The organism is Anaerococcus vaginalis ATCC 51170 (genome assembly GCF_000163295.1).
Classification (GTDB): domain Bacteria; phylum Bacillota; class Clostridia; order Tissierellales; family Peptoniphilaceae; genus Anaerococcus; species Anaerococcus vaginalis.
In genome coordinates this window covers 1,102,135-1,121,135 of record NZ_GG700527.1, presented here as the reverse complement: position 1 = coordinate 1,121,135, position 19,001 = coordinate 1,102,135, and the positions used below count along the sequence as shown (strand labels likewise).

Genomic DNA, 19,001 nt, shown 5'->3' with positions numbered 1-19,001 from the left:
ATGTAAATTTATTTTACAATTTGTTGATTTTCATTTAATATTATATTTGTGATAGTTTAATCCTAACTTATTGCCAAAAGCTTATAAAAAGGGTAGGATATACAGAGAATTAGAGGTGAAAGATTTGGCGTTATTAAATATATTTAAATCATTTAGTCAAAAAGAAATTGATAACAACCAAAAATTGGTTGATAAAATTTTGGCACTAGATGAAGATATGCAAAAACTAACAGATAAACAGTTACAAGATAAAACTAATGAATTTAAAGAAAGATTAAACAAGGGAGAAAGTCTTGATGATTTATTGGTAGAGGCATTTGCAACAGTAAGAGAAGCAAGTGATAGGGTTTTGGGAATGAAACACTATCCAGTTCAATTGCTCGGTGGAATTGTTCTACATAATGGACAAATTGCAGAGATGAAAACAGGAGAAGGAAAAACTTTGGTTGAAACTCTTCCTGCTTATTTAAATGCCCTTGATGGAAAAGGCGTTCACATAGTTACAGTAAATGATTATCTTGCAAAGCGTGACCAAGAGTGGATGGGAAAAGTTTATTCATTTTTAGGTCTTACAGTAGGTTGTATAATTTATGGACTTACAAATTCAGAAAGACAAAAAAATTATAACTGTGATATAACTTACGGAACAAACAACCAATTTGGTTTTGATTATCTAAGAGATAACATGGTTATTTATAAGGACAATATGGTTCAAAGAGGACTTCACTATGCAATAGTCGATGAGGTTGACTCAATTTTAATAGATGAGGCAAGAACTCCACTTATTATTTCTGGAGAAGGCGATGAATCAACTGATACTTATGTAAAAGCAGATGAATTTATAAAAGGACTTGAAGGAAGAATTTTAGATCCAAATGAAGATTTAGATCAAGATCCATTTGATAGAGAATTTGTTGTAGAAAAAGTAGATTTCTTAGTTGATGAAAAAAGAAAATCATCAAACCTTACAGAACAAGGTACAGCAAAGGCAGAAAAATTCTTTGGAATTGAAAATTTATCAGATCCAGAACATCTTGAACTTGCTCACTACATCAACAATGCTTTGAAAGCAAACACTACAATGACAAGAGATATTGATTATGTAGTAAATAATGGCGAAGTTATGATTGTAGATGAATTTACTGGACGTATCATGCAAGGAAGAAGATATTCAGATGGTCTTCATCAAGCAATTGAAGCAAAAGAAGGAGTTGAAGTTCAATCAGAATCAAAAACTCTTGCAACAATTACCTTCCAAAATTACTTTAGAATGTATGATAAATTATCAGGAATGACTGGTACTGCAAAAACAGAGGAAGAAGAATTTTCAGAAATTTATAATCTAGACGTTGTAGAAATTCCAACAAATAAACCAATTCAAAGAGTTGATGATGTAGATTATGTTTATATAAATGAAAATGGAAAATATAATGCGATAATTGAAGAAATTAAAAGAGTACATGCAACAGGTCAACCAATCCTTGTAGGTACAATTTCAATAGAAAATTCTGAAAAATTATCAAACGCTCTTAAAAAAGAAAAAATAAAACACGTTGTATTAAATGCAAAAAATCACGAAAGAGAAGCTGATATAGTTGCTCAAGCAGGAAGATTAAATTCTGTAACAATAGCAACAAATATGGCAGGCCGTGGTACTGATATTATGCTTGGTGGAAATGCCGATCACATGGCAAAGCAAAGATTGAAAAGAGAAGGAATTTCAGAAGAATTGCTTGAACAAGTTGACTCCTTCCAAGAAACAGATAACCAAGAAATATTAGAAGCAAGAAAAAAATATAAACATTATAAATCTCTTGTAAAACCAGGAATTGACGAAGAAGCTAAAAAAGTTAGAGAAGTTGGTGGACTTTATATAATTGGTTCAGAAAGACACGAATCACGAAGAATAGATAATCAGTTGAGAGGTCGTTCTGGAAGGCAAGGAGATCCAGGAAAATCAAGATTTTTCATTTCATTAAAAGATGATTTGATTAGACTTAATGTTGGAGAACAAATTTCAAAATTTGTAGAAAACTATAATTATCCAGAAGATGAACCAATTGTTTCAAAAATGGTTACAAGGTCAATTGAAAAAGCTCAAACAAGAGTTGAAGCAAATAACTTTGCAACAAGAAAAAGAGTTCTTCAATACGACGATGTAATGAACAAACAAAGAACAATAATCTACAACGAAAGAAAACAAGTTCTTTACGGAGAAAATATGAGAGATTCAATTCTTGGAATGATAAAAGATTCAATCTCACAATCCGTATATTCATTTACAAATCCACAAGTAAAACCAGAAAATTGGGAAATGGTAGCTTTATTAAACCATTTAAAATCAATTGCAATTCCTGTTGAATTATTGAAGTTTGAAAATATAAATGATTTTACTCAAGAAAAACTTATAGATTATATTTACCAAACAAGCTTAGAAAAATATGAAAATAAGGAAAAACAATTTGGCGAAGAAAACATGAGAGAAGTTGAAAGAGTTGTTTTACTTAGAGTAATTGATACAAAATGGATGGAACATATCGATTCAATGGATCAAATGAGAAAAGAAATTGGTGTAAGGGCAATGGGAAATGATGATCCTGTAAGAGCTTACACAAATACTGGTTTTGATATGTATGAAGAAATGACTAATGCCATCCAAGAAGAAACTGTAAGACTTATGATGGGTGTTGAAATCAGACAAAATATTGAAAGAAAACAAGTTTTAAAACCTGATGAAGAAGGATTTGAAAATCCTGAAAATCCAGAAGAAGCAACAAATAGGGCTGAAAGAAGAAGATTAAAAAGAGAAGCTAAAAAAGGACACATCAAGGGTAATTAGATGGCAGAAATTTATGAGCTAAGAGAAATCATTAAAGAACTTGATAAAAATCTAGATATGATTGGCTCTCATCTTAACCCAGAAAAGCTAAATACAGAAATAAAAGAAATTGAAAAACAAACTCTAGAAGAAAATTTTTGGGATGACAGCCAAAAAGCTCAAGAAATAATGGCAGATTTGTCAGATAAAAAAGATAATTTTAAAACTTTTACAAGCTTTAAAGAAGAATTAAAAGACCAATCTGATCTTTTGGATATAATTGAAGAAAGCAATGAAGATTTAGAAAGTTTAAATGAAATTGAAGAAATTTTAAATTCTTTAAAAAAAGAAATTGGATCTTTTAAAATAAAAACTGAGCTTGATGGAGAATATGACAAAAATAACGCCTATCTTGTAATACATGCTGGAGCTGGTGGACTTGAGGCTACTGATTGGGCAGAAATGCTTATGAGAATGTACACAAGATTTTTCGAAAAAAGAAATTTTAAATTTGATGTAACAGATTTAAATAACGAAGAAGCTGGTGGTATAAAATCTGCAACAATTCATGTGAAAGGTTCTTTTGCTTATGGATATTTAAAAGGAGAAAAAGGCGTTCACAGGCTTGTTAGGATTTCTCCTTTTGATTCTTCAAAAAGACGCCACACTTCTTTTGCATCAGTTGATATTTTTCCTGAATTAAATGATGATATGAGTGTAGAAATTGATCCAAAAGATTTGAGGATTGATACTTATAGGGCAAGTGGAGCAGGTGGACAACACGTTAATAAAACTGATTCTGCTGTAAGAATTACTCACATCCCAACAGGAGTTATAGCATCAAGTCAGGCTGAAAGAAGCCAAACTCAAAATAAAGAAACAGCAATGAAACTTCTTTTGGCAAAACTTACTCAAATTAAAGAAGAAGAACACAGGGAAAAAATTGAAGATATTCAAGGAAATTACACCCAAATAGCTTGGGGAAATCAAATAAGATCTTATGTATTTCATCCATACACTTTGGTTAAAGATCATAGAACAAATTTTGAAGTTGGAAATGTTGAAAGCGTAATGGATGGAGATATTGACGGATTTATAGATGAATATTTAGCTAATAAGGGAAGGGAATAATCTTTCCCTTATTTTTTATTAAAAAGGAGAAAAAATGAAAAATATAATTTTAACTGGAGATAGACCAACAGGAAAACTTCACTTGGGCCATTATGTTGGCTCATTAAAAAATAGGGTTAAAATGCAAAATGAAGGAAATTATGACAAAATGTATGTTATGATTGCCGATGCTCAAGCCCTAACAGATAATTTTGATAATCCAAAAAAAATCAGAGAAAATATTACAGAAGTTATGCTTGATTATTTATCAGTTGGACTTGATCCAAATAAGGTGACATTTTTTGTTCAATCTTATGTAAAAGAGCTTACAGAATTAACTTTTTATTTATTAAATTTAGTTACCCTATCAAGGCTTGAAAGAAATCCTACAGTAAAAAGCGAAATAAAATCTAAAAATTTTGAAACAAGTCTTCCAACTGGATTTTTAATTTATCCTGTTAGCCAAACTTCAGATATTATTTTGTTTGATTCAAATATTGTTCCAGTTGGAGAAGACCAAGAGCCAATGCTTGAACAAGCTAGAGAATTGGTTCGTTCATTTAATAGTACTTACAAAGAAATTTTTAGAGAACCTAAAGCTGTAATTCCAGAAAATAAAGTTTGTAGAAGACTTCCGGGAATTGATGGAAATGCAAAAATGAGTAAGTCTTTGGATAATTGTATTTACTTATCAGATTCAAAAGAAGAAGTAAAGAAAAAAGTAATGTCAATGTTTACAGATCCAGGACATATAAAAATTACAGATCCAGGAAAGGTTGAGGGAAATTCTGTATTTACTTATCTTGATGCTTTTTGTGAAGATTATCATTTTGAAAAATATTTGCCAGAATATAAAAATTTAGATGAATTAAAAGATCATTATAGACGTGGTGGTCTTGGCGACGTAAAAATTAAAAAATTCTTAAATAAAGTTTTGGAAGATTTTCTTGTTCCGGTTAGAGAAAAAAGAGCTTATTATGAAAAAGATATTTCCAAATTATTTAAAATTATGGAAAATGGTTCGAAAGAAGCAAGTGCTTATGGAAAAATGAAACTTGAGCAAGTAAAAGATGCTATGGGCATAAATTATTTTGATGATAATAATTTAATTTCTGAACTTCAAATAAAATATGACCAAAAATAAGATAAATTGATAATAATTTGTTAAAAAAAGTGCAATTTTATTTGCACTTTTTTTCTTTATGTCCTATAATGGATAGGTAGTCACGTTACGAGCTATATATTTTACATAAAAATATAGCTAAAAAAGGAGTGTTTAAATTTTATGAGTAAATCTGAAAAGAAAAAACTTGGTTTAATACCTAAATTATTGATAGCGATTGCCTTAGGTACTTTAGCTGGTTTATATTTGCCTGAATGGTTTGTAAGAATTGCAGTTACATTCTCATCAATTTTCGGTGCATTTTTAAACTTTGTTATCCCACTTATGATAATCGCTTTTGTTACTAAAGGAATAGCAGATCTTGGAGAAGGAGCTGGAAGGTTACTTGCTGTAACTGTTCTTATTGCTTATACATCAACTATAGTTGGTGGTTCATTATCTTATTTAATGAGTTCAAATATTTTCCCAGCTTTTATAAGTCAAGATCAAGTTGCTAAAATCCAAGCTTCAAGTGAAATTGAAGTTAATCCATTTTTTGAAGTGCCTATCACACCATTTTTTGATGTTACATCAGCAATTATTTTTGCCTTTATGATGGGAATTTCAATTTCTTGGTTAAGAAAACATGGTAAGGGAGAATATTCTTACGGTTTAATTGGAGAATTTAATGAGATAATTACAAAAGTTTTATCAACAGCAATTGTTCCATTATTACCATTTTTTATTTTTGGTAATTTCTCAAAAATGGCATTTACAGGTTCTGTATTTGCAGTTCTTTCAATTTTCTGGAAAATATTCTTGTGTGTAATTGCTCTTCACTTATTATATATATCTGCTTTATTTATAATAAATGGTCTTTATACAAAGAAAAATCCTCTAGTTTTAATCAAAAACCAAATCAAAGGATATTTAACAGCAGTTGGTACACAATCATCTGTTGCTACAATTCCTGTAAACTTAGAATGTGCTAAGTCAAATAGTGTTAGCAAGGGAATAAGAGATTTTGTAATTCCTCTTGGAGCTACAGTTCACATGCCAGGCTCAATGATTACAATCACAGCTTGCACATTTACAATTTTAACCATGTATGGCATGGATCATTCTTATTTATTAATGTTAAGATATATGGCAATTTTGGGAATAGCTATGGTTGCAGCCCCTGGAGCACCAGGTGGAGCTGTAATGAGTGCCCTACCATTTTTACCAGTTGTAGGAATTCCTTCAGAAGGAGAGCTTGCATCATTGTTAATTACACTATATCTAACTCAAGATTCATTTGGAACCGCTGCAAATATATCAGGAGATACAGCAATCTCAGTTGGTATAGATAAAATATTTAATAAACATATAGTTAAAAATGATGACTACAAAGACGGTTTCAATGAAGAAATTATAAATGCTGAAGAAATTTAATTAAAAAACTAGGCTTTGCGCCTAGTTTTTTTGTGCTTAAAATTATTTTATAAATTAGAAATCGGTAGGGAAACTTTTATTAGGCTTCCTTTTTCTTTGTCTAAAACTTTAATTTTTCCTCTATGAAGTTTTATTGTTTCTTTTACTAGAGAAAGTCCTAGTCCTGAGCCTATTTCTTCGTTTGCTTTTATTCTATAAAAGGCTTTGAAGATATTTTCTTTTTCGCTATTTGCTATTCCTATTCCACTATCTTCTACATAAATTTCTGCAAAGTCTTTATTTTTTTTGGAATAAATTTTTACGAATCCATTATTATTGTTGTATTTTATTGCGTTTTCTATCAAATTATAAAATACTCTATAGATTAGTAAATCACTTCCTTCTATATATATTTCTTGGCAAAGATTTTCTATGTTTATATTTTTTTTGTCGGATATAAATGATAAATCTTGAATTGCCTCTTCAATTAAAGAGGATAGTTCAATTTTTTCGTTTCTTGTAACTGATCTTAATTCGCTTAAATCTAAAAGGCTTGTTACAAGTTTTGAAAGTCTATCTGATTCGTTTTTTATCATTGTTACAAGATTTTTTATTTCATCCTCATCCATATTTTCTTCTTCGAATAGGTCGATTTGTGAATTTATTATGGTAAGGGGAGTTCTCAACTCGTGGGCTGCTCTTGCTGTAAATTCTCTTTCGTTTTTGTAGGATTCGTTTAATCTTTCTAGCATTTGGTTAAAAGATTTGGTTAGTTTTTGAAATTCTTTTATTGGATTTTCTTTTACTTCGTAATCGGTTATATTTTTAAGCTGGATTTGTTCAATTTGATTTGAGAATTTATCAAGGGGTTCTAGAAATTTGCCACTTAGAAAATATGAAATTATTCCGCCAAAAATTGTAACTAAACTTGTTATTATCCAAGATTTTTTTGAAAAATTATTTTTTGTAATTGTGACTTGGTCTGAAAAATTTGTATCAAAATCGCCAATTTTATCCTTGTCAATGTTTATATACAAATCTTCTTTGTTTTCCATTTTATCGACATATCCACCCAAAGAATCTATATAAAAATATGCGGTTTTATTCATAAAAAAATTCATGGTTAAACTTGTAAGAGCTATCAAAATACTTGTTAAAATGGCGATTCGAAGCCTTAATGACATTTTTTTCATTTTATTTTCCTCAACAAATATCCTATTCCAATCCTATTTTCAATGGGATCATAGCCAAGTTCTTGTTTTAATTTTTTTCTAAGAGCAGATATATGCACTCTTATGGAATTGCTTAATAAATCAACGCTAGAATCCCAAACGTGGTCAATTAATTCTTCTTGGCTTACTGGTCTTCCTTGATTTAAAAGCAAGTATTCCAAAATCCCAGATTCTTTTCTTGTCAATTTTAATTCTTTGTCTTCAATAAAAATCGTCCTATTTTTACTATCAAATTTTATCTTATCAAAAGAAAGCTCTGTATTATTTTGTATAAAGTTTCTTCTAGTAAGAGATCTAACTCTTGCTTTTAATTCGTCCAAGTGAAATGGCTTTTGCAAAAAATCATTTGCTCCAGCATCAAGACCTTCGACCTTATCTTGGATTTGACTTCTTGCAGATAGAATTAAAACTTTTGTTTCAACATCTTCTTTTCTCAAATTTTTCAAAATTTCCATTCCATCCATATTTGGAAGATTTAAATCTAAAACTATAAGATCATAAGATTCAATTTCTATCATTTCCATAGCATCAAAGCCGTCAAAAGCGGATTCGACTTCATAACCTGCATCTTTTAAAGATTTATTTATTGTGTTATTTAATATTTTTTCATCTTCTACTATTAATATTTTCATGTTCTCTCCTTTATAAGTATTATATCAAATCATAATAAAATATATGTTAAGAAAATCTTAACAGAAAATTTATATCTAATCTGTTATTATTAATTTGTAAAGAGGTGATTGATATAGAAATTAAAAAAAAGAAAAATATACAAATAGGATTTTTGATCCTTGCAATAGGTTTTATTTCTTATGGAGCCTTCCGTGGAGAAGTAGATACGGTTTTTAGCAAGGCGATAAAATTATGTCTGGAGTGTGTTGGAATTGGATAAGATTAGATCAAAAACTATAGCAAAATTTAGGTGGCTAATCCAAATTTTAGCAAGTCTTATGACAAATATTCACCTTCCCAATTTTTTAAAAGGAGTAATTTATAGGGGGAATATAAAAAAGATTTGCGTTCCTGGACTTAATTGCTATTCTTGCCCAGCAGCAACAGGAGCTTGTCCAATAGGAGCATATCAGGCAGTAGTTGGCTCATCAAAATTCAAATTTTCCTATTATATAAGCGGATTTTTGATTTTTGTGGGAGTAATGGTAGGAAGATTAGTTTGCGGATTTTTGTGTCCATTTGGTTTTATCCAAGAAATTTTACACAAGATTCCATGCAAAAAATTTTCAACAAAAAAATTAAAACCATTAAGATACATAAAATATTTGATACTCATAGTTGCCGTTATTATTTTGCCAGTTCTTGTAGTAAACGAATTGGGAATGGGTAATCCATATTTTTGTAAGTATATTTGCCCAGCAGGAGTCTTAGAAGGAGCAATACCACTTTCCTTAGTAGACACATCAATAAGAGCAAGCTTAGGCTCATTATTTAATCTAAAACTTACAATTTTGATAATAACAGTAATCCTATCAATAATATTTTTTAGACCATTTTGCAAATGGATTTGCCCATTGGGAGCATTTTATGCCCTATTTAATAAAATATCCCTATTCAAAATAAATTTTGACAACAACAAGTGCATATCCTGCAAAAAATGTGTAAAAGCCTGTAAAATGGATGTAGACGTTAGAAAAGACCAAAACCATACCGAATGTATAAGGTGTGGAATGTGTATCACATCATGTCCAACCTGTGCCCTAAAATATCAATTTGGACTTGATAAGAAAAAAGATGAAAATAAAAAAGAAAATTTAAAAGAAGATATTAAAGGAGAAAAAAATGAAATTTAAAAAAGTAAAAGTATTAGCATTATCAGCAACATTAGTATTAGCATTAACAGCTTGTTCAAAACAAGAAAACAAAGACAATATGAACTCAAATCCTTCATCAGTAGAAAAAGTTGAAAGCAATTCAAATAACTCAAACAAGATGGACGATAATAAAGCTAAAATTGACGAATTGATGAAAAAACAAAATGACATCTTAGCTTCACACGATAAGCAATGGCAAGTAGCATTTTCAAAAGCAGATAAGTCAAGCGCAGAAGATAATAAAGATAAAGGATACGATGCATATTTAAAAGATTTAGTAGAAAAAGCAAAAGATGAATTATCCAAAGAAGACTATGAGCTTTTGACAAAAGACGTAGAAGAAATTGCAAAACTAGAAGAAGAAATAACAAAATTAAAAGCAGGAAACGAAAGTGCATCAAACAAAAAAGATGATGGAGCAGTTTCAACAAAAGAATTAAAAAAATTCCCAACATTTAATTCAAAAGATTTTGATGGAAATGATGTTACAAAAGACATATTCAAAGATAAAAAATTAACATTAGTAAATTTCTGGTTTAACGGTTGTGCACCATGCGTAGGAGAGCTTCCAAAATTACAACAATTAAACGATGAAATAGAAAAAATAGGTGGACAAGTAATAGGAATAAATTCAGAAGCCAAAGTAGGCGAGGAAGATACAATAAAAGAAGCTAAAAAAATCCTAGAAAAACAAGGAGCAAAATACAAAAATATTACTATCGACAAAGGTAGCGAACTTGAAAAATACACAGAAACAATAATGTCATATCCGACATCAATCCTTGTAGATAGCGAAGGAAATATAGTTGGAGATCCAATAGTAGGAGCAATAGACAAAGAAGATAAATACAAAGAAGTAAAAGAAATGATAGAAAAAATAATAAAAGACAAAATGTAGAAAATGAAAATTTTCGAATTTAGATTTATATTATCCTTCTTGATGAATCAAAAATACCAGAGTTTTAAAACTCTGGTATTTTTGTATTAATTTTAAATTATTTATTTCTTGGATGTTCAATTGCTTCTTGAGCTGCTGCAAGTTTTGCAATTGGAACTCTAAATGGAGAACATGATACATAATCAAGTCCTACATTATATAAATATTTAACAGTAGTAGGTTCTCCACCGTGTTCTCCGCAAATTCCTAAGTGAAGATTTGGATTTGCTTTTTTACCACGTTCAACAGCAGTTTCAACTAAGAAACCAACACCTTTTTGGTCTAGAACTTGGAATGGATCTTTTGCGAAAATATCTTTGTCTAAGTAAAGATCCAAGAATTTACCAGCGTCATCTCTTGAAAGACCAAAAGTCATTTGTGTTAAGTCGTTTGTACCAAATGAGAAGAAGTCAGTAATTTCTCCAATTTGATCAGCTGTTATAGCAGCTCTAGGAATTTCAATCATTGTTCCTAATAAGTAGTCAATTTTCTTTCCTTTTTCTTCAAATACTTTTTCAATTTCTTCTTTTACTTGAGCTTTTACATAAGCAAGTTCTTTAACATCAGATGAAAGTGGAATCATTATTTCTGGAACAACATTAATTCCATCTTCATGACAATGCATTGCAGCTTGAATTATAGCACGAGCTTGCATTTTTGAAATTTCTGGATATCTTACACCAAGTCTTAGTCCTCTAAATCCAAGCATTGGGTTTACTTCTTCAAGATCTAGGATTCTCTTTTTAACTTCAGATATTTCCATATTTAAATCTTCAGCAAGAGTTCTAATTTCTTCTTGTCCTCTTGGTAAAAATTCGTGAAGAGGTGGATCAAGAAGTCTTACAGTAACAGGTCTTTCGCCCATTAGAGAATAAATTTGATAGAAATCATCTTCTTGCATTGGAAGAATTTTATCTAAAGCTTCTTTTCTTGTTTCGAAATTGTGAGCTAAAATCATTTTTCTAACTTGGAAAATTCTATCAGCCTTAAAGAACATGTGTTCAGTTCTACATAAACCAATTCCTTCAGCACCAAATTCTAAAGCTTGTTTAGCATCGTGAGGTGTATCTGCATTAGTTCTTACTTTCATATCACGATATTTGTCAACCCAGCTCATAAATTCTCCAAATGTACCTTCAAGTTTTGGATTTTCAGTTTCAAGAGCTCCAACGTAAATATTTCCAGTAGAACCATCTATTGAAAGTACGTCTTGGTCTGAATATTTTTTGCCATCAATTCTTACGAATCTTTCATCTTCATTTACATATATTTCATGAGCACCAGATACACAACATTTTCCCATTCCTCTAGCAACTACAGCAGCGTGGCTTGTCATACCGCCTCTTGCTGTAAGGATTCCAACTGCTGAAACCATTCCTTCAAGATCTTCTGGAGAAGTTTCTTCACGAACTAAGATTACATCTATTCCTTTTGCAGCTCTTTTTTTAGCTTCTTTTGCAGTAAATGCAATGTAACCTACAGCAGCTCCTGGACTTGCTGCAAGACCTTTAGCAACAGGTTCATTTTCTTTTATAGATTTTTGAGAAAGTGTAGGATGGAGTAAACCATCAAGATCTTTAGGATCAATTCTTAAAACAGCTTCTTTTTCATTAAGAAGTCCTTCATGAACCATATCAACTGCAACTTTTACTGCAGCATGAGCAGTTCTTTTACCATTTCTTGTTTGAAGTAGGAATAATTGTCCTTCTTGGATTGTAAATTCCATATCTTGCATATCTTTGTAATGTTGTTCAAGTTTTTCTGCAGTATCATGGAATTGATTAAAAACTTCTGGTAATGAATCCTTTAATGTTGCAATTTCTTTTGGTGTTCTAACTCCAGCTACAACGTCTTCGCCTTGAGCGTTCATTAAATATTCACCAAATAATTTATTCTCACCGGTTGCAGGGTTTCTTGAGAAAGCTACACCTGTTCCAGAAGTTTCTCCCATATTTCCAAATACCATTGATTGAACATTTACAGCAGTTCCCATAGAATCATCTATATCATTTAATCTTCTATATAAAATTGCACGTTCATTATTCCAAGACGCAAATACAGCAGTAATAGCTTTGTCTAATTGTTCTCTTGGTTCTTGTGGGAAATCTTCTCCTTCAATATCTTTATAAACTTTTTTATATTTTTCTACAACATCTTTTAAGTCGTTAGCATCAAGCTCAGTATCTTCTGTTACGCCCTTTTCATCCTTTTTAGCACTAAGAACCTTTTCAAAATTATTTTTATTGATTCCCATTGCTACATCAGCAAACATTTGAATAAATCTTCTGTAAGAATCGTAAGCGAATCTTTCGTTGTTTGTTTTTTTGCTAAGACCTATAACAGCATCATCATTTAAACCAAGATTTAAAATTGTATCCATCATACCTGGCATAGAAATTGGAGCACCACTTCTTACAGATACAAGGAGAGGATCTTCTGTTGAACCAAATGTTTTTCCATTATGTTCTTCTAAATCTTTGATGTGATTTGTTATTTCTTTTTTAAGATCTTCCCAAATTTTTTTATCTTCTTTGTAAAATCTTGCACATGCTTCTGTTGTAACCGTAAAACCGTATGGGACATTGATTCCCATATTTGTCATTTCTGCTAGATTTGCGCCTTTACCACCGAGCAAAGAGCGCATGTCCTTGTCTCCTTCGTTAAAATTGTAAACATATTTTTCAGTCATTTTTTTCCCCTTTCCTACTGTTAATATGATTAATTATTATATCAGACGTTTCTTCTATAGATTTATATGTAACATCAATCATGACACAATCTAAATCTTCCATAATCTCTTTGGCATAGTCCAATTCTTTTTGAATGGCTCTTATATCTGAATATTGACTTTTTCCAGATAAACCCAAACTTTTAAGTCTTTCTTCCCTAAAAGACTTTAAAATGTTTTTATCGATAGTTAGACCGAAAATTTTCTTGCTATCAATTTCAAAAAGTTCATCGGGCAGGCTAGTATTTAAAAGTATAGGAATATTACAAACTTTATAGCCTTTACTTGCCATATAAATTGATAATGGAGTTTTAGAAGAACGAGATACTCCAATTATTGCTATATCACAAGCTTTAAGTGACCTAAAATCTTTGCCATCGTCATATTTGATTGCAAAATCTAATGAATTTAATGTTTTAAATCGGTCAGTTTCATAAAGGGACTCTTCAGAAAAAGCATATTTTGGTTCTAAATCAAGTTTTTTAGAAATAGTCCTTATGGAATAGCCGGTTATATCAACATAAGTAATATTATTTAGCTCACAAAAATCATTGATATAAACGTTCATCCTTGAATCTTGAAATGAGTGATAGATAATGAAATTATCGCAAGTTTCAATTATAAAATTTAATATATCTTTAAGAGAATCTATATCTCTTACATCTGGATATATATTTGTAATTGATTCAACATTAAATTGACTAAGAGATACTTTTACAATTTTTTCTGTAGCGTATCCACTTGTATCAGAGATAATGTTTACACTAAGCTTCATCCTGTCACCTCTTTAATATAAGATTCTATTAATATTATAGCATTTTTAATCAAAAATCCAAGAGCTGAAAACATTTTTCAATCGTTAAAACTAATAATTATTAATTTTTTACAAATATATCATTTGAATTTTCAACATTAACTTTTACAAGTGAAATTGACAAAAAAATATTTTAAAATATAATAAGAAAAAGAATTGAATATAAAACTTTGACAAAAAGGAGTAGTAGGGGAAATTTTTTAGAGAGGAGACGGATGGTGAAAGTCTTTAAATTGAAACTATGAAGGTTGTTTTGAAATAGTTTAATGTAGCATGCATGAATGCAAATAAGAGCCTTTTTTATAAAAAAGGAAGATAGGTGGTAACGCGATAATCTCGTCCTTGAGAATTGTGTTACTTTTTTTATTATTTATTTTTAATTTTTTATTTTGAAAATAAGGAGAAAATATGCAAACAAAATACGAACCACAAAAATTTGAAAAAGAAATTTATAAAAAATGGGAAGAAGGTGGATATTTTAAAGCAAGAGTTAATGAAAATAAAAAACCATTTACTATTGTTATGCCACCACCAAATATTACAGGAAAATTACACTTGGGCCATGCCTTAAACAATACAATTCAAGATATTATTATTAGATATAAAAGAATGCAAGGCTATGAAGCTTGTTGGATTCCAGGAACAGATCACGCATCTATTTCGACTGAGGCAAAAGTTGTAGAAAAAATCAAAAATGAAGGTAAATCTAAAGATGATTTAGGTCGTGATAAATTTTTGGAAGAATGTTGGGATTGGACAGAAGAATACGGTGGAACAATCAAAAGACAATTAAGAACTGTAGGAGTTTCTTGCGATTGGGATCGTGATTCTTTTACTATGGATAAAAATCTAACAAGAGCTGTAAGAAAAGTTTTCAAAAAAATGTATGATGAGGGATTGATTTATAGGGGAAATAGAATTGTAAATTGGGATCCTGAGGCAAAAACTGCACTTTCTGATGCAGAAGTTTATCACAAAGACCAAGAAGGACATTTGTGGTATATAAAATATTTCTTTGAAGATAGCGATGAATTTATAACAATAGCTACAACAAGGCCTGAAACTATGCTTGGAGATTTGGCTGTTGCTGTAAATCCAGAAGACGAAAGGTTTAAAGATAAAATTGGAAAAAATTTAATCTTACCACTTGTAGGTCGTAAAATTCCTTTGATTGAAGATTCTTATGTTGATATGGAATTTGGTACAGGTTGTGTAAAAATCACTCCATCTCATGACCCTAACGATTTTGAAGTTGGAAAAAGGCATAAGCTTGGTCAATGCGTAGTTATTGATGAAGGCGCAAAAATAAAAGAAGGATATGGAAAATATTCTGGGCTTGATAGGTATGATGCTCGTAAATTAATGATTGAAGATTTGGAAAAAGAAAATCTTTTGGTAAAAACTGAAAAAATTGAGCATGCAGTAGGATACAGTGAAAGAACAAATGTTGTAATTGAACCATTAATTTCAAAACAATGGTTTGTTAAAATGGAAGATTTAGCAAAAGATGCAATCGAAGTTTATAAAAATGGAGATTTAAATTTAATTCCAGATTCTTTAGGAAAAACCTACATGAATTGGCTAGAAAATATTAGAGATTGGTGTATTTCTAGACAATTATGGTGGGGACATAGACTTCCAGTTTTCTATACAGAAGATGGAGAAATTATTGTTTCAGAAGATGATCCAGATGAAAATGGATATTTGGATGGAAAAAAAGTAACACAAGAAGAAGATACTCTTGATACTTGGTTTTCATCAGCTCTTTGGCCTTTTGCAACTTTGGGTTGGCCCGAAGAAACTGAAGATTATAAATATTTCTTCCCAACAGATATTCTTGTAACAGGTTATGATATTATATTTTTCTGGGTTATAAGAATGGTATTTTCTTCACTTTACAATACAAATAAAACTCCTTTTGACCATGTACTTTTCACAGGATTAATTAGAGATCCACAAGGAAGAAAGATGAGTAAATCTCTTGGAAATGGAGTTGATCCAATTGATGTTGTAAATAAATATGGAGCAGATGCTCTTAGATTTACAATAATTACTGGCAATTCTCCTGGAAATGATATGCGCTATGATGAAAAAAGAATTGTAGCAAGCAGAAATTTTGCCAATAAATTGTGGAATGCTACAAGATTTGTCTTGATGAATGTTGATGAAAATGATGATATTGAATTTAAAAATTTAGATTTAAGTCTTGAAGATAAGTGGATTTTAAAAAGATTAAACAATGTAGTTGAGGAAGTTTCTAAAAATCTTGATAAATATGAAATTGGTCTTGCTGCAAGTAGGATTGAAGATTTTATTTGGGAAGAATTTTGTGATTGGTATATTGAATTTGCCAAGGAAAGATTAAATTCTGATGATGATAATAAAAAAGCTACAGTTAAAAAAGTTTTGCTTTATGTTTTAAAAGATATGATTTCACTTCTTCATCCATTTATGCCATTTATTACTGAAGAAATTTATAAGCAATTACCAAATAAAAAAGATATGCTTATAGTTGAGACTTGGCCACAAGTTAGGGATGATTTTAATTTTGATGATGAGGCAAGAGTTGTTGATGGAGCAATTGAGGCTATAAAAGCTATCAGAAATCAAAGACAAACTTTAAATCTTGGATCAAAAATAAGACAAGATTTAATAATCTATTCATCTGATGAAAATACAAGAAATTTCCTAGAAATTTTGAAGGGCCAATTTGTAAATCTTTCAAAATCTGGAGAAATTACAATAATAGATGAGGACAAAGAAGTTGAAGATGCAGTTAGTTTAATTTTTAATGATTTTAAAATTTATATTCCTTTGGAAAATCTAATTGATTATGACAAGGAAAGAAAAAGATTAAAAGATGAAATCAAAAAATTAGAATCCGAAATAAAAAGAGCAGAAGGAAAACTTAACAATCAAGGTTTTGTTTCAAAAGCACCAGAGGCTGTTGTAAATGAAGAACGTGAAAAATTAGAAAAATATAAAGACTTACTTGTAAAAACTCAAGAATCTTACAAGGAAGTAGAAGATAAATAATGTATAAAGATTTTGCTTATATTTATGATAAATTATCCTTTGACCTTGATTATGAAAAATATGCAAATAATATCAAGAATTTAGTCGGACAAAATAATATAAAAAAAGAAAAAATGTTAGAGTTAGCATGCGGAACTGGCATGCTAACTAATCATTTTTTTGATTTTTTTGAAAAAATTGATGCCTTAGACTTATCAAAATCTATGCTTGAAGTTTTTTCGAAAAAATTTCAAAAAGAAAATGTGTCTTTATATAATTATGATATGGTTGATTTTCAAAATGAAAATTCCTATGATTTAATTGTAATCTTGCTTGACTCTATAAATTATATTTTGGATGAAAAAGATTTGAAAAAATTAATAGAAAATTCTTACAAAAATTTGAAAAAGGGTGGACTTTTGATTTTTGATATAAATTCAGAATATAAAATGAAAGAAGTTTTTGGCTCAAAATCTTATGTTTATGAGTATGAAGATATTTTTTATACTTGGGATAATATTAAAGATGGCGATATAATTGATATGGAATTAAACTTTTTTGTCGAAAATGAGGGCGGAACTTACCAAAGAATAATTGAAAATCAAGTTGAAAGAATTTATTCTGTAGATTTTATGAAAAAAATTTTAAAAGAAAATAATTTTTCTGAAATTGAAATTTTTGATGAAGATACAATGCAAGAAATCAAAGATGATACTTTGAGAATTTTGTTTAAGGCTAAAAAGGAGTGAAAATGGAAGGAAAAGTTAAATTTTTTGATAACAAAAAAGGATTTGGTTTTATAGAATCAGAAAGTGGCGACTATTTTTTCCATTATTCTGAAATAATTTCTGACAAGGTTTATAAAACTATAGAAAACGGTGCAAGGGTTGAATTTGATGTGAAAGATTTTGGCAGGGGAGATACTGCTTTTAATGTGAAAAAAAGGAGTTAAGATGAAATATTTTATTTTGATTTTGTTTTTGATTTTTCTTCCTCAAATTTATTATTTGTATAGGAAAAAAACTTACCTTGATTTAAAAAATGGTTCAAGATTTTTTATCAAAGAAGAAAGCATGATAAATGATAATAGATGCAAAGTTATTTTGACAAATTCAGATGGTTTTGATATTTATGCTAATCGTTTTGATGTTGAAAATCCAAAAGCTGTTGTGCAAATTGTCCATGGTATGCTTGAACATTCACTTAATTATTTACATTTTATTAAGTTTTTGAATGAAAGAGGATACGCTGTTATCATTTCTGATAATAGGGGACATGGAAAATCTATTTCTGAAAATCATCCTTCTGGATTTATAAAGGAAAAAGATGAGCTTGTTGACGATCAATTTGTTATAAATAAATATATTAGAATGTATTACAAGGACAAAAAAATTTATATGATAGGTCATTCTATGGGGTCTTTGATTTGTAGAAATTATTTGCAAAAATATGATGATACAATTGATAAATTAGTTTTGACAGGAACTGTAGCTTATATTCCAATAGCAAGTCTTGGAATTTTTATTGGAAATATTGTCACATTTTATTTGGGAGAGAAAAGAAAATCTAAAATTCTTGATAAACTTTCTGGAATTTCCTCAAAAGATCCATCTTGGATTTCTTATAATGAAGAAAATGTAAGGATTAAAAACAATGATCCAATGCGCCTTGATGGATTTTTGGCAAGAAGTAATGTATGTTTGTTTACTCTTGTAAATAATTTAAACAAGAAAAATAAATTTAAGCTAAAAAATAAAAATTTACAAATAGCTTCATTTAATGGAGTTGATGATGACGTTACTGGTGGAGATAAGGGACTATTGAATACAAAAAATATTTTATCTTCTATTGGTTACGAAAATTTATATTTCAAAACTTACGATCACATGAAACATGAAGTTTTAAATGAAGATGAAAGATTTGAAGTTTTTGAAGATATAGATATGTTTTTTAAAAAATGAGTCTAGGCTCATTTTTTTAATGTGATACAAAAAAATGATTTTTAA

The 19,001-nt window shown here is 29.6% G+C and carries 15 protein-coding genes; 11 read left to right on the top strand and 4 right to left on the bottom strand.

Annotation, left to right across the window (positions count from 1 at the left end; all coding sequences use genetic code 11):
* Window positions 1-124 precede the first annotated feature (124 nt).
* From secA to HMPREF0078_RS05310, 4 genes are all read left to right on the top strand, one after another.
* On the top strand, window positions 125-2,839 hold the full coding sequence (gene secA, locus HMPREF0078_RS05325) for a preprotein translocase subunit SecA (RefSeq protein ID WP_039920545.1): 2,715 nt from the start codon (window positions 125-127) through the stop codon (window positions 2,837-2,839).
* On the top strand, window positions 2,840-3,949 hold the full coding sequence (gene prfB, locus HMPREF0078_RS05320) for a peptide chain release factor 2 (protein ID WP_004839111.1): 1,110 nt from the start codon (window positions 2,840-2,842) through the stop codon (window positions 3,947-3,949). It begins immediately after the preceding gene.
* Window positions 3,950-3,983: 34 nt separating this feature from the next.
* Window positions 3,984-5,072, top strand: coding sequence for a tryptophan--tRNA ligase (trpS, locus tag HMPREF0078_RS05315; RefSeq protein WP_004839110.1), 1,089 nt, complete (start codon window positions 3,984-3,986; stop codon window positions 5,070-5,072).
* Between the two features lie 141 nt (window positions 5,073-5,213).
* On the top strand, window positions 5,214-6,464 hold the full coding sequence (locus HMPREF0078_RS05310; protein ID WP_004839109.1) for a dicarboxylate/amino acid:cation symporter: 1,251 nt from the start codon (window positions 5,214-5,216) through the stop codon (window positions 6,462-6,464).
* Window positions 6,465-6,511: 47 nt separating this feature from the next.
* On the opposite strand, the gene HMPREF0078_RS05305 is transcribed toward HMPREF0078_RS05310, so the two are convergent.
* Window positions 6,512-7,636, bottom strand: coding sequence for a HAMP domain-containing sensor histidine kinase (locus HMPREF0078_RS05305; protein ID WP_004839107.1), 1,125 nt, complete (start codon window positions 7,634-7,636; stop codon window positions 6,512-6,514).
* A complete protein-coding gene (locus HMPREF0078_RS05300; protein ID WP_004839106.1) occupies window positions 7,633-8,307 on the bottom strand; it encodes a response regulator transcription factor in 675 nt (224 codons plus the stop codon). The genes HMPREF0078_RS05305 and HMPREF0078_RS05300 overlap by 4 nt, the downstream gene beginning before the upstream one ends.
* Window positions 8,308-8,444: 137 nt before the next feature.
* Between HMPREF0078_RS05300 and HMPREF0078_RS09185 the strand changes: the two genes are divergently transcribed.
* The 3 genes from HMPREF0078_RS09185 to HMPREF0078_RS05290 are packed head-to-tail and all read left to right on the top strand — an operon-like array spanning window position 8,445 to window position 10,399.
* Entirely contained in the window at window positions 8,445-8,567 is a 123-nt protein-coding gene (locus tag HMPREF0078_RS09185; protein ID WP_425277031.1) for a CD1871A family CXXC motif-containing protein, read from the top strand.
* Window positions 8,554-9,480, top strand: a complete 927-nt coding sequence (locus tag HMPREF0078_RS05295) for a 4Fe-4S binding protein (RefSeq protein ID WP_039920542.1) — start codon at window positions 8,554-8,556, stop codon at window positions 9,478-9,480. The genes HMPREF0078_RS09185 and HMPREF0078_RS05295 overlap by 14 nt, the downstream gene beginning before the upstream one ends.
* Entirely contained in the window at window positions 9,470-10,399 is a 930-nt protein-coding gene (locus tag HMPREF0078_RS05290) for a TlpA family protein disulfide reductase (RefSeq protein ID WP_004839101.1), read from the top strand. The genes HMPREF0078_RS05295 and HMPREF0078_RS05290 overlap by 11 nt, the downstream gene beginning before the upstream one ends.
* A 97-nt stretch (window positions 10,400-10,496) precedes the next feature.
* Here the strand turns inward: HMPREF0078_RS05290 and ppdK are convergent, their stop codons facing one another.
* Window positions 10,497-13,127 (bottom strand): pyruvate, phosphate dikinase, encoded by a 2,631-nt coding sequence (gene ppdK, locus HMPREF0078_RS05285; RefSeq protein WP_004839100.1) that lies wholly within the window; start codon window positions 13,125-13,127, stop codon window positions 10,497-10,499.
* Complete coding sequence (locus HMPREF0078_RS05280; RefSeq protein WP_004839099.1) at window positions 13,120-13,941, bottom strand: pyruvate, water dikinase regulatory protein; 822 nt, start codon at window positions 13,939-13,941, stop codon at window positions 13,120-13,122. The genes ppdK and HMPREF0078_RS05280 overlap by 8 nt, the downstream gene beginning before the upstream one ends.
* 447 nt (window positions 13,942-14,388) lie before the next feature.
* On the opposite strand from HMPREF0078_RS05280, the gene HMPREF0078_RS05275 reads away from it, so the two are divergent.
* Genes HMPREF0078_RS05275 through HMPREF0078_RS05260 form a run of 4 tightly spaced genes read left to right on the top strand, consistent with a single transcriptional unit; the run spans window position 14,389 to window position 18,956 of the window.
* On the top strand, window positions 14,389-17,016 hold the full coding sequence (locus HMPREF0078_RS05275; protein ID WP_004839098.1) for a valine--tRNA ligase: 2,628 nt from the start codon (window positions 14,389-14,391) through the stop codon (window positions 17,014-17,016).
* Window positions 17,016-17,744, top strand: a complete 729-nt coding sequence (locus tag HMPREF0078_RS05270) for a class I SAM-dependent DNA methyltransferase (RefSeq protein ID WP_004839097.1) — start codon at window positions 17,016-17,018, stop codon at window positions 17,742-17,744. The genes HMPREF0078_RS05275 and HMPREF0078_RS05270 overlap by 1 nt, the downstream gene beginning before the upstream one ends.
* 2 nt (window positions 17,745-17,746) lie before the next feature.
* On the top strand, window positions 17,747-17,947 hold the full coding sequence (locus tag HMPREF0078_RS05265; RefSeq protein ID WP_039920539.1) for a cold-shock protein: 201 nt from the start codon (window positions 17,747-17,749) through the stop codon (window positions 17,945-17,947).
* 1 nt (window position 17,948) lies between these two features.
* Window positions 17,949-18,956, top strand: coding sequence for an alpha/beta fold hydrolase (locus HMPREF0078_RS05260; protein WP_004839095.1), 1,008 nt, complete (start codon window positions 17,949-17,951; stop codon window positions 18,954-18,956).
* Window positions 18,957-19,001 lie beyond the last annotated feature (45 nt).

What these genes read in the sequence shown, in the direction of transcription:
- HMPREF0078_RS05310 (WP_004839109.1), top strand. Translation starts at nt 5,214, where the DNA reads ATGAGTAAATCTGAAAAGAAAAAACTTGGTTTAATACCTAAATTATTG.
- trpS (WP_004839110.1), top strand. Translation starts at nt 3,984, where the DNA reads ATGAAAAATATAATTTTAACTGGAGATAGACCAACAGGAAAACTTCAC.
- HMPREF0078_RS05290 (WP_004839101.1), top strand. Translation starts at nt 9,470, where the DNA reads ATGAAATTTAAAAAAGTAAAAGTATTAGCATTATCAGCAACATTAGTA.
- ppdK (WP_004839100.1), bottom strand. Translation starts at nt 13,127, where the DNA reads ATGACTGAAAAATATGTTTACAATTTTAACGAAGGAGACAAGGACATG.
- HMPREF0078_RS05300 (WP_004839106.1), bottom strand. Translation starts at nt 8,307, where the DNA reads ATGAAAATATTAATAGTAGAAGATGAAAAAATATTAAATAACACAATA.
- HMPREF0078_RS05265 (WP_039920539.1), top strand. Translation starts at nt 17,747, where the DNA reads ATGGAAGGAAAAGTTAAATTTTTTGATAACAAAAAAGGATTTGGTTTT.
- HMPREF0078_RS05275 (WP_004839098.1), top strand. Translation starts at nt 14,389, where the DNA reads ATGCAAACAAAATACGAACCACAAAAATTTGAAAAAGAAATTTATAAA.
- HMPREF0078_RS05270 (WP_004839097.1), top strand. Translation starts at nt 17,016, where the DNA reads ATGTATAAAGATTTTGCTTATATTTATGATAAATTATCCTTTGACCTT.
- HMPREF0078_RS05260 (WP_004839095.1), top strand. Translation starts at nt 17,949, where the DNA reads ATGAAATATTTTATTTTGATTTTGTTTTTGATTTTTCTTCCTCAAATT.
- prfB (WP_004839111.1), top strand. Translation starts at nt 2,840, where the DNA reads ATGGCAGAAATTTATGAGCTAAGAGAAATCATTAAAGAACTTGATAAA.
- HMPREF0078_RS05305 (WP_004839107.1), bottom strand. Translation starts at nt 7,636, where the DNA reads ATGAAAAAAATGTCATTAAGGCTTCGAATCGCCATTTTAACAAGTATT.
- HMPREF0078_RS05280 (WP_004839099.1), bottom strand. Translation starts at nt 13,941, where the DNA reads ATGAAGCTTAGTGTAAACATTATCTCTGATACAAGTGGATACGCTACA.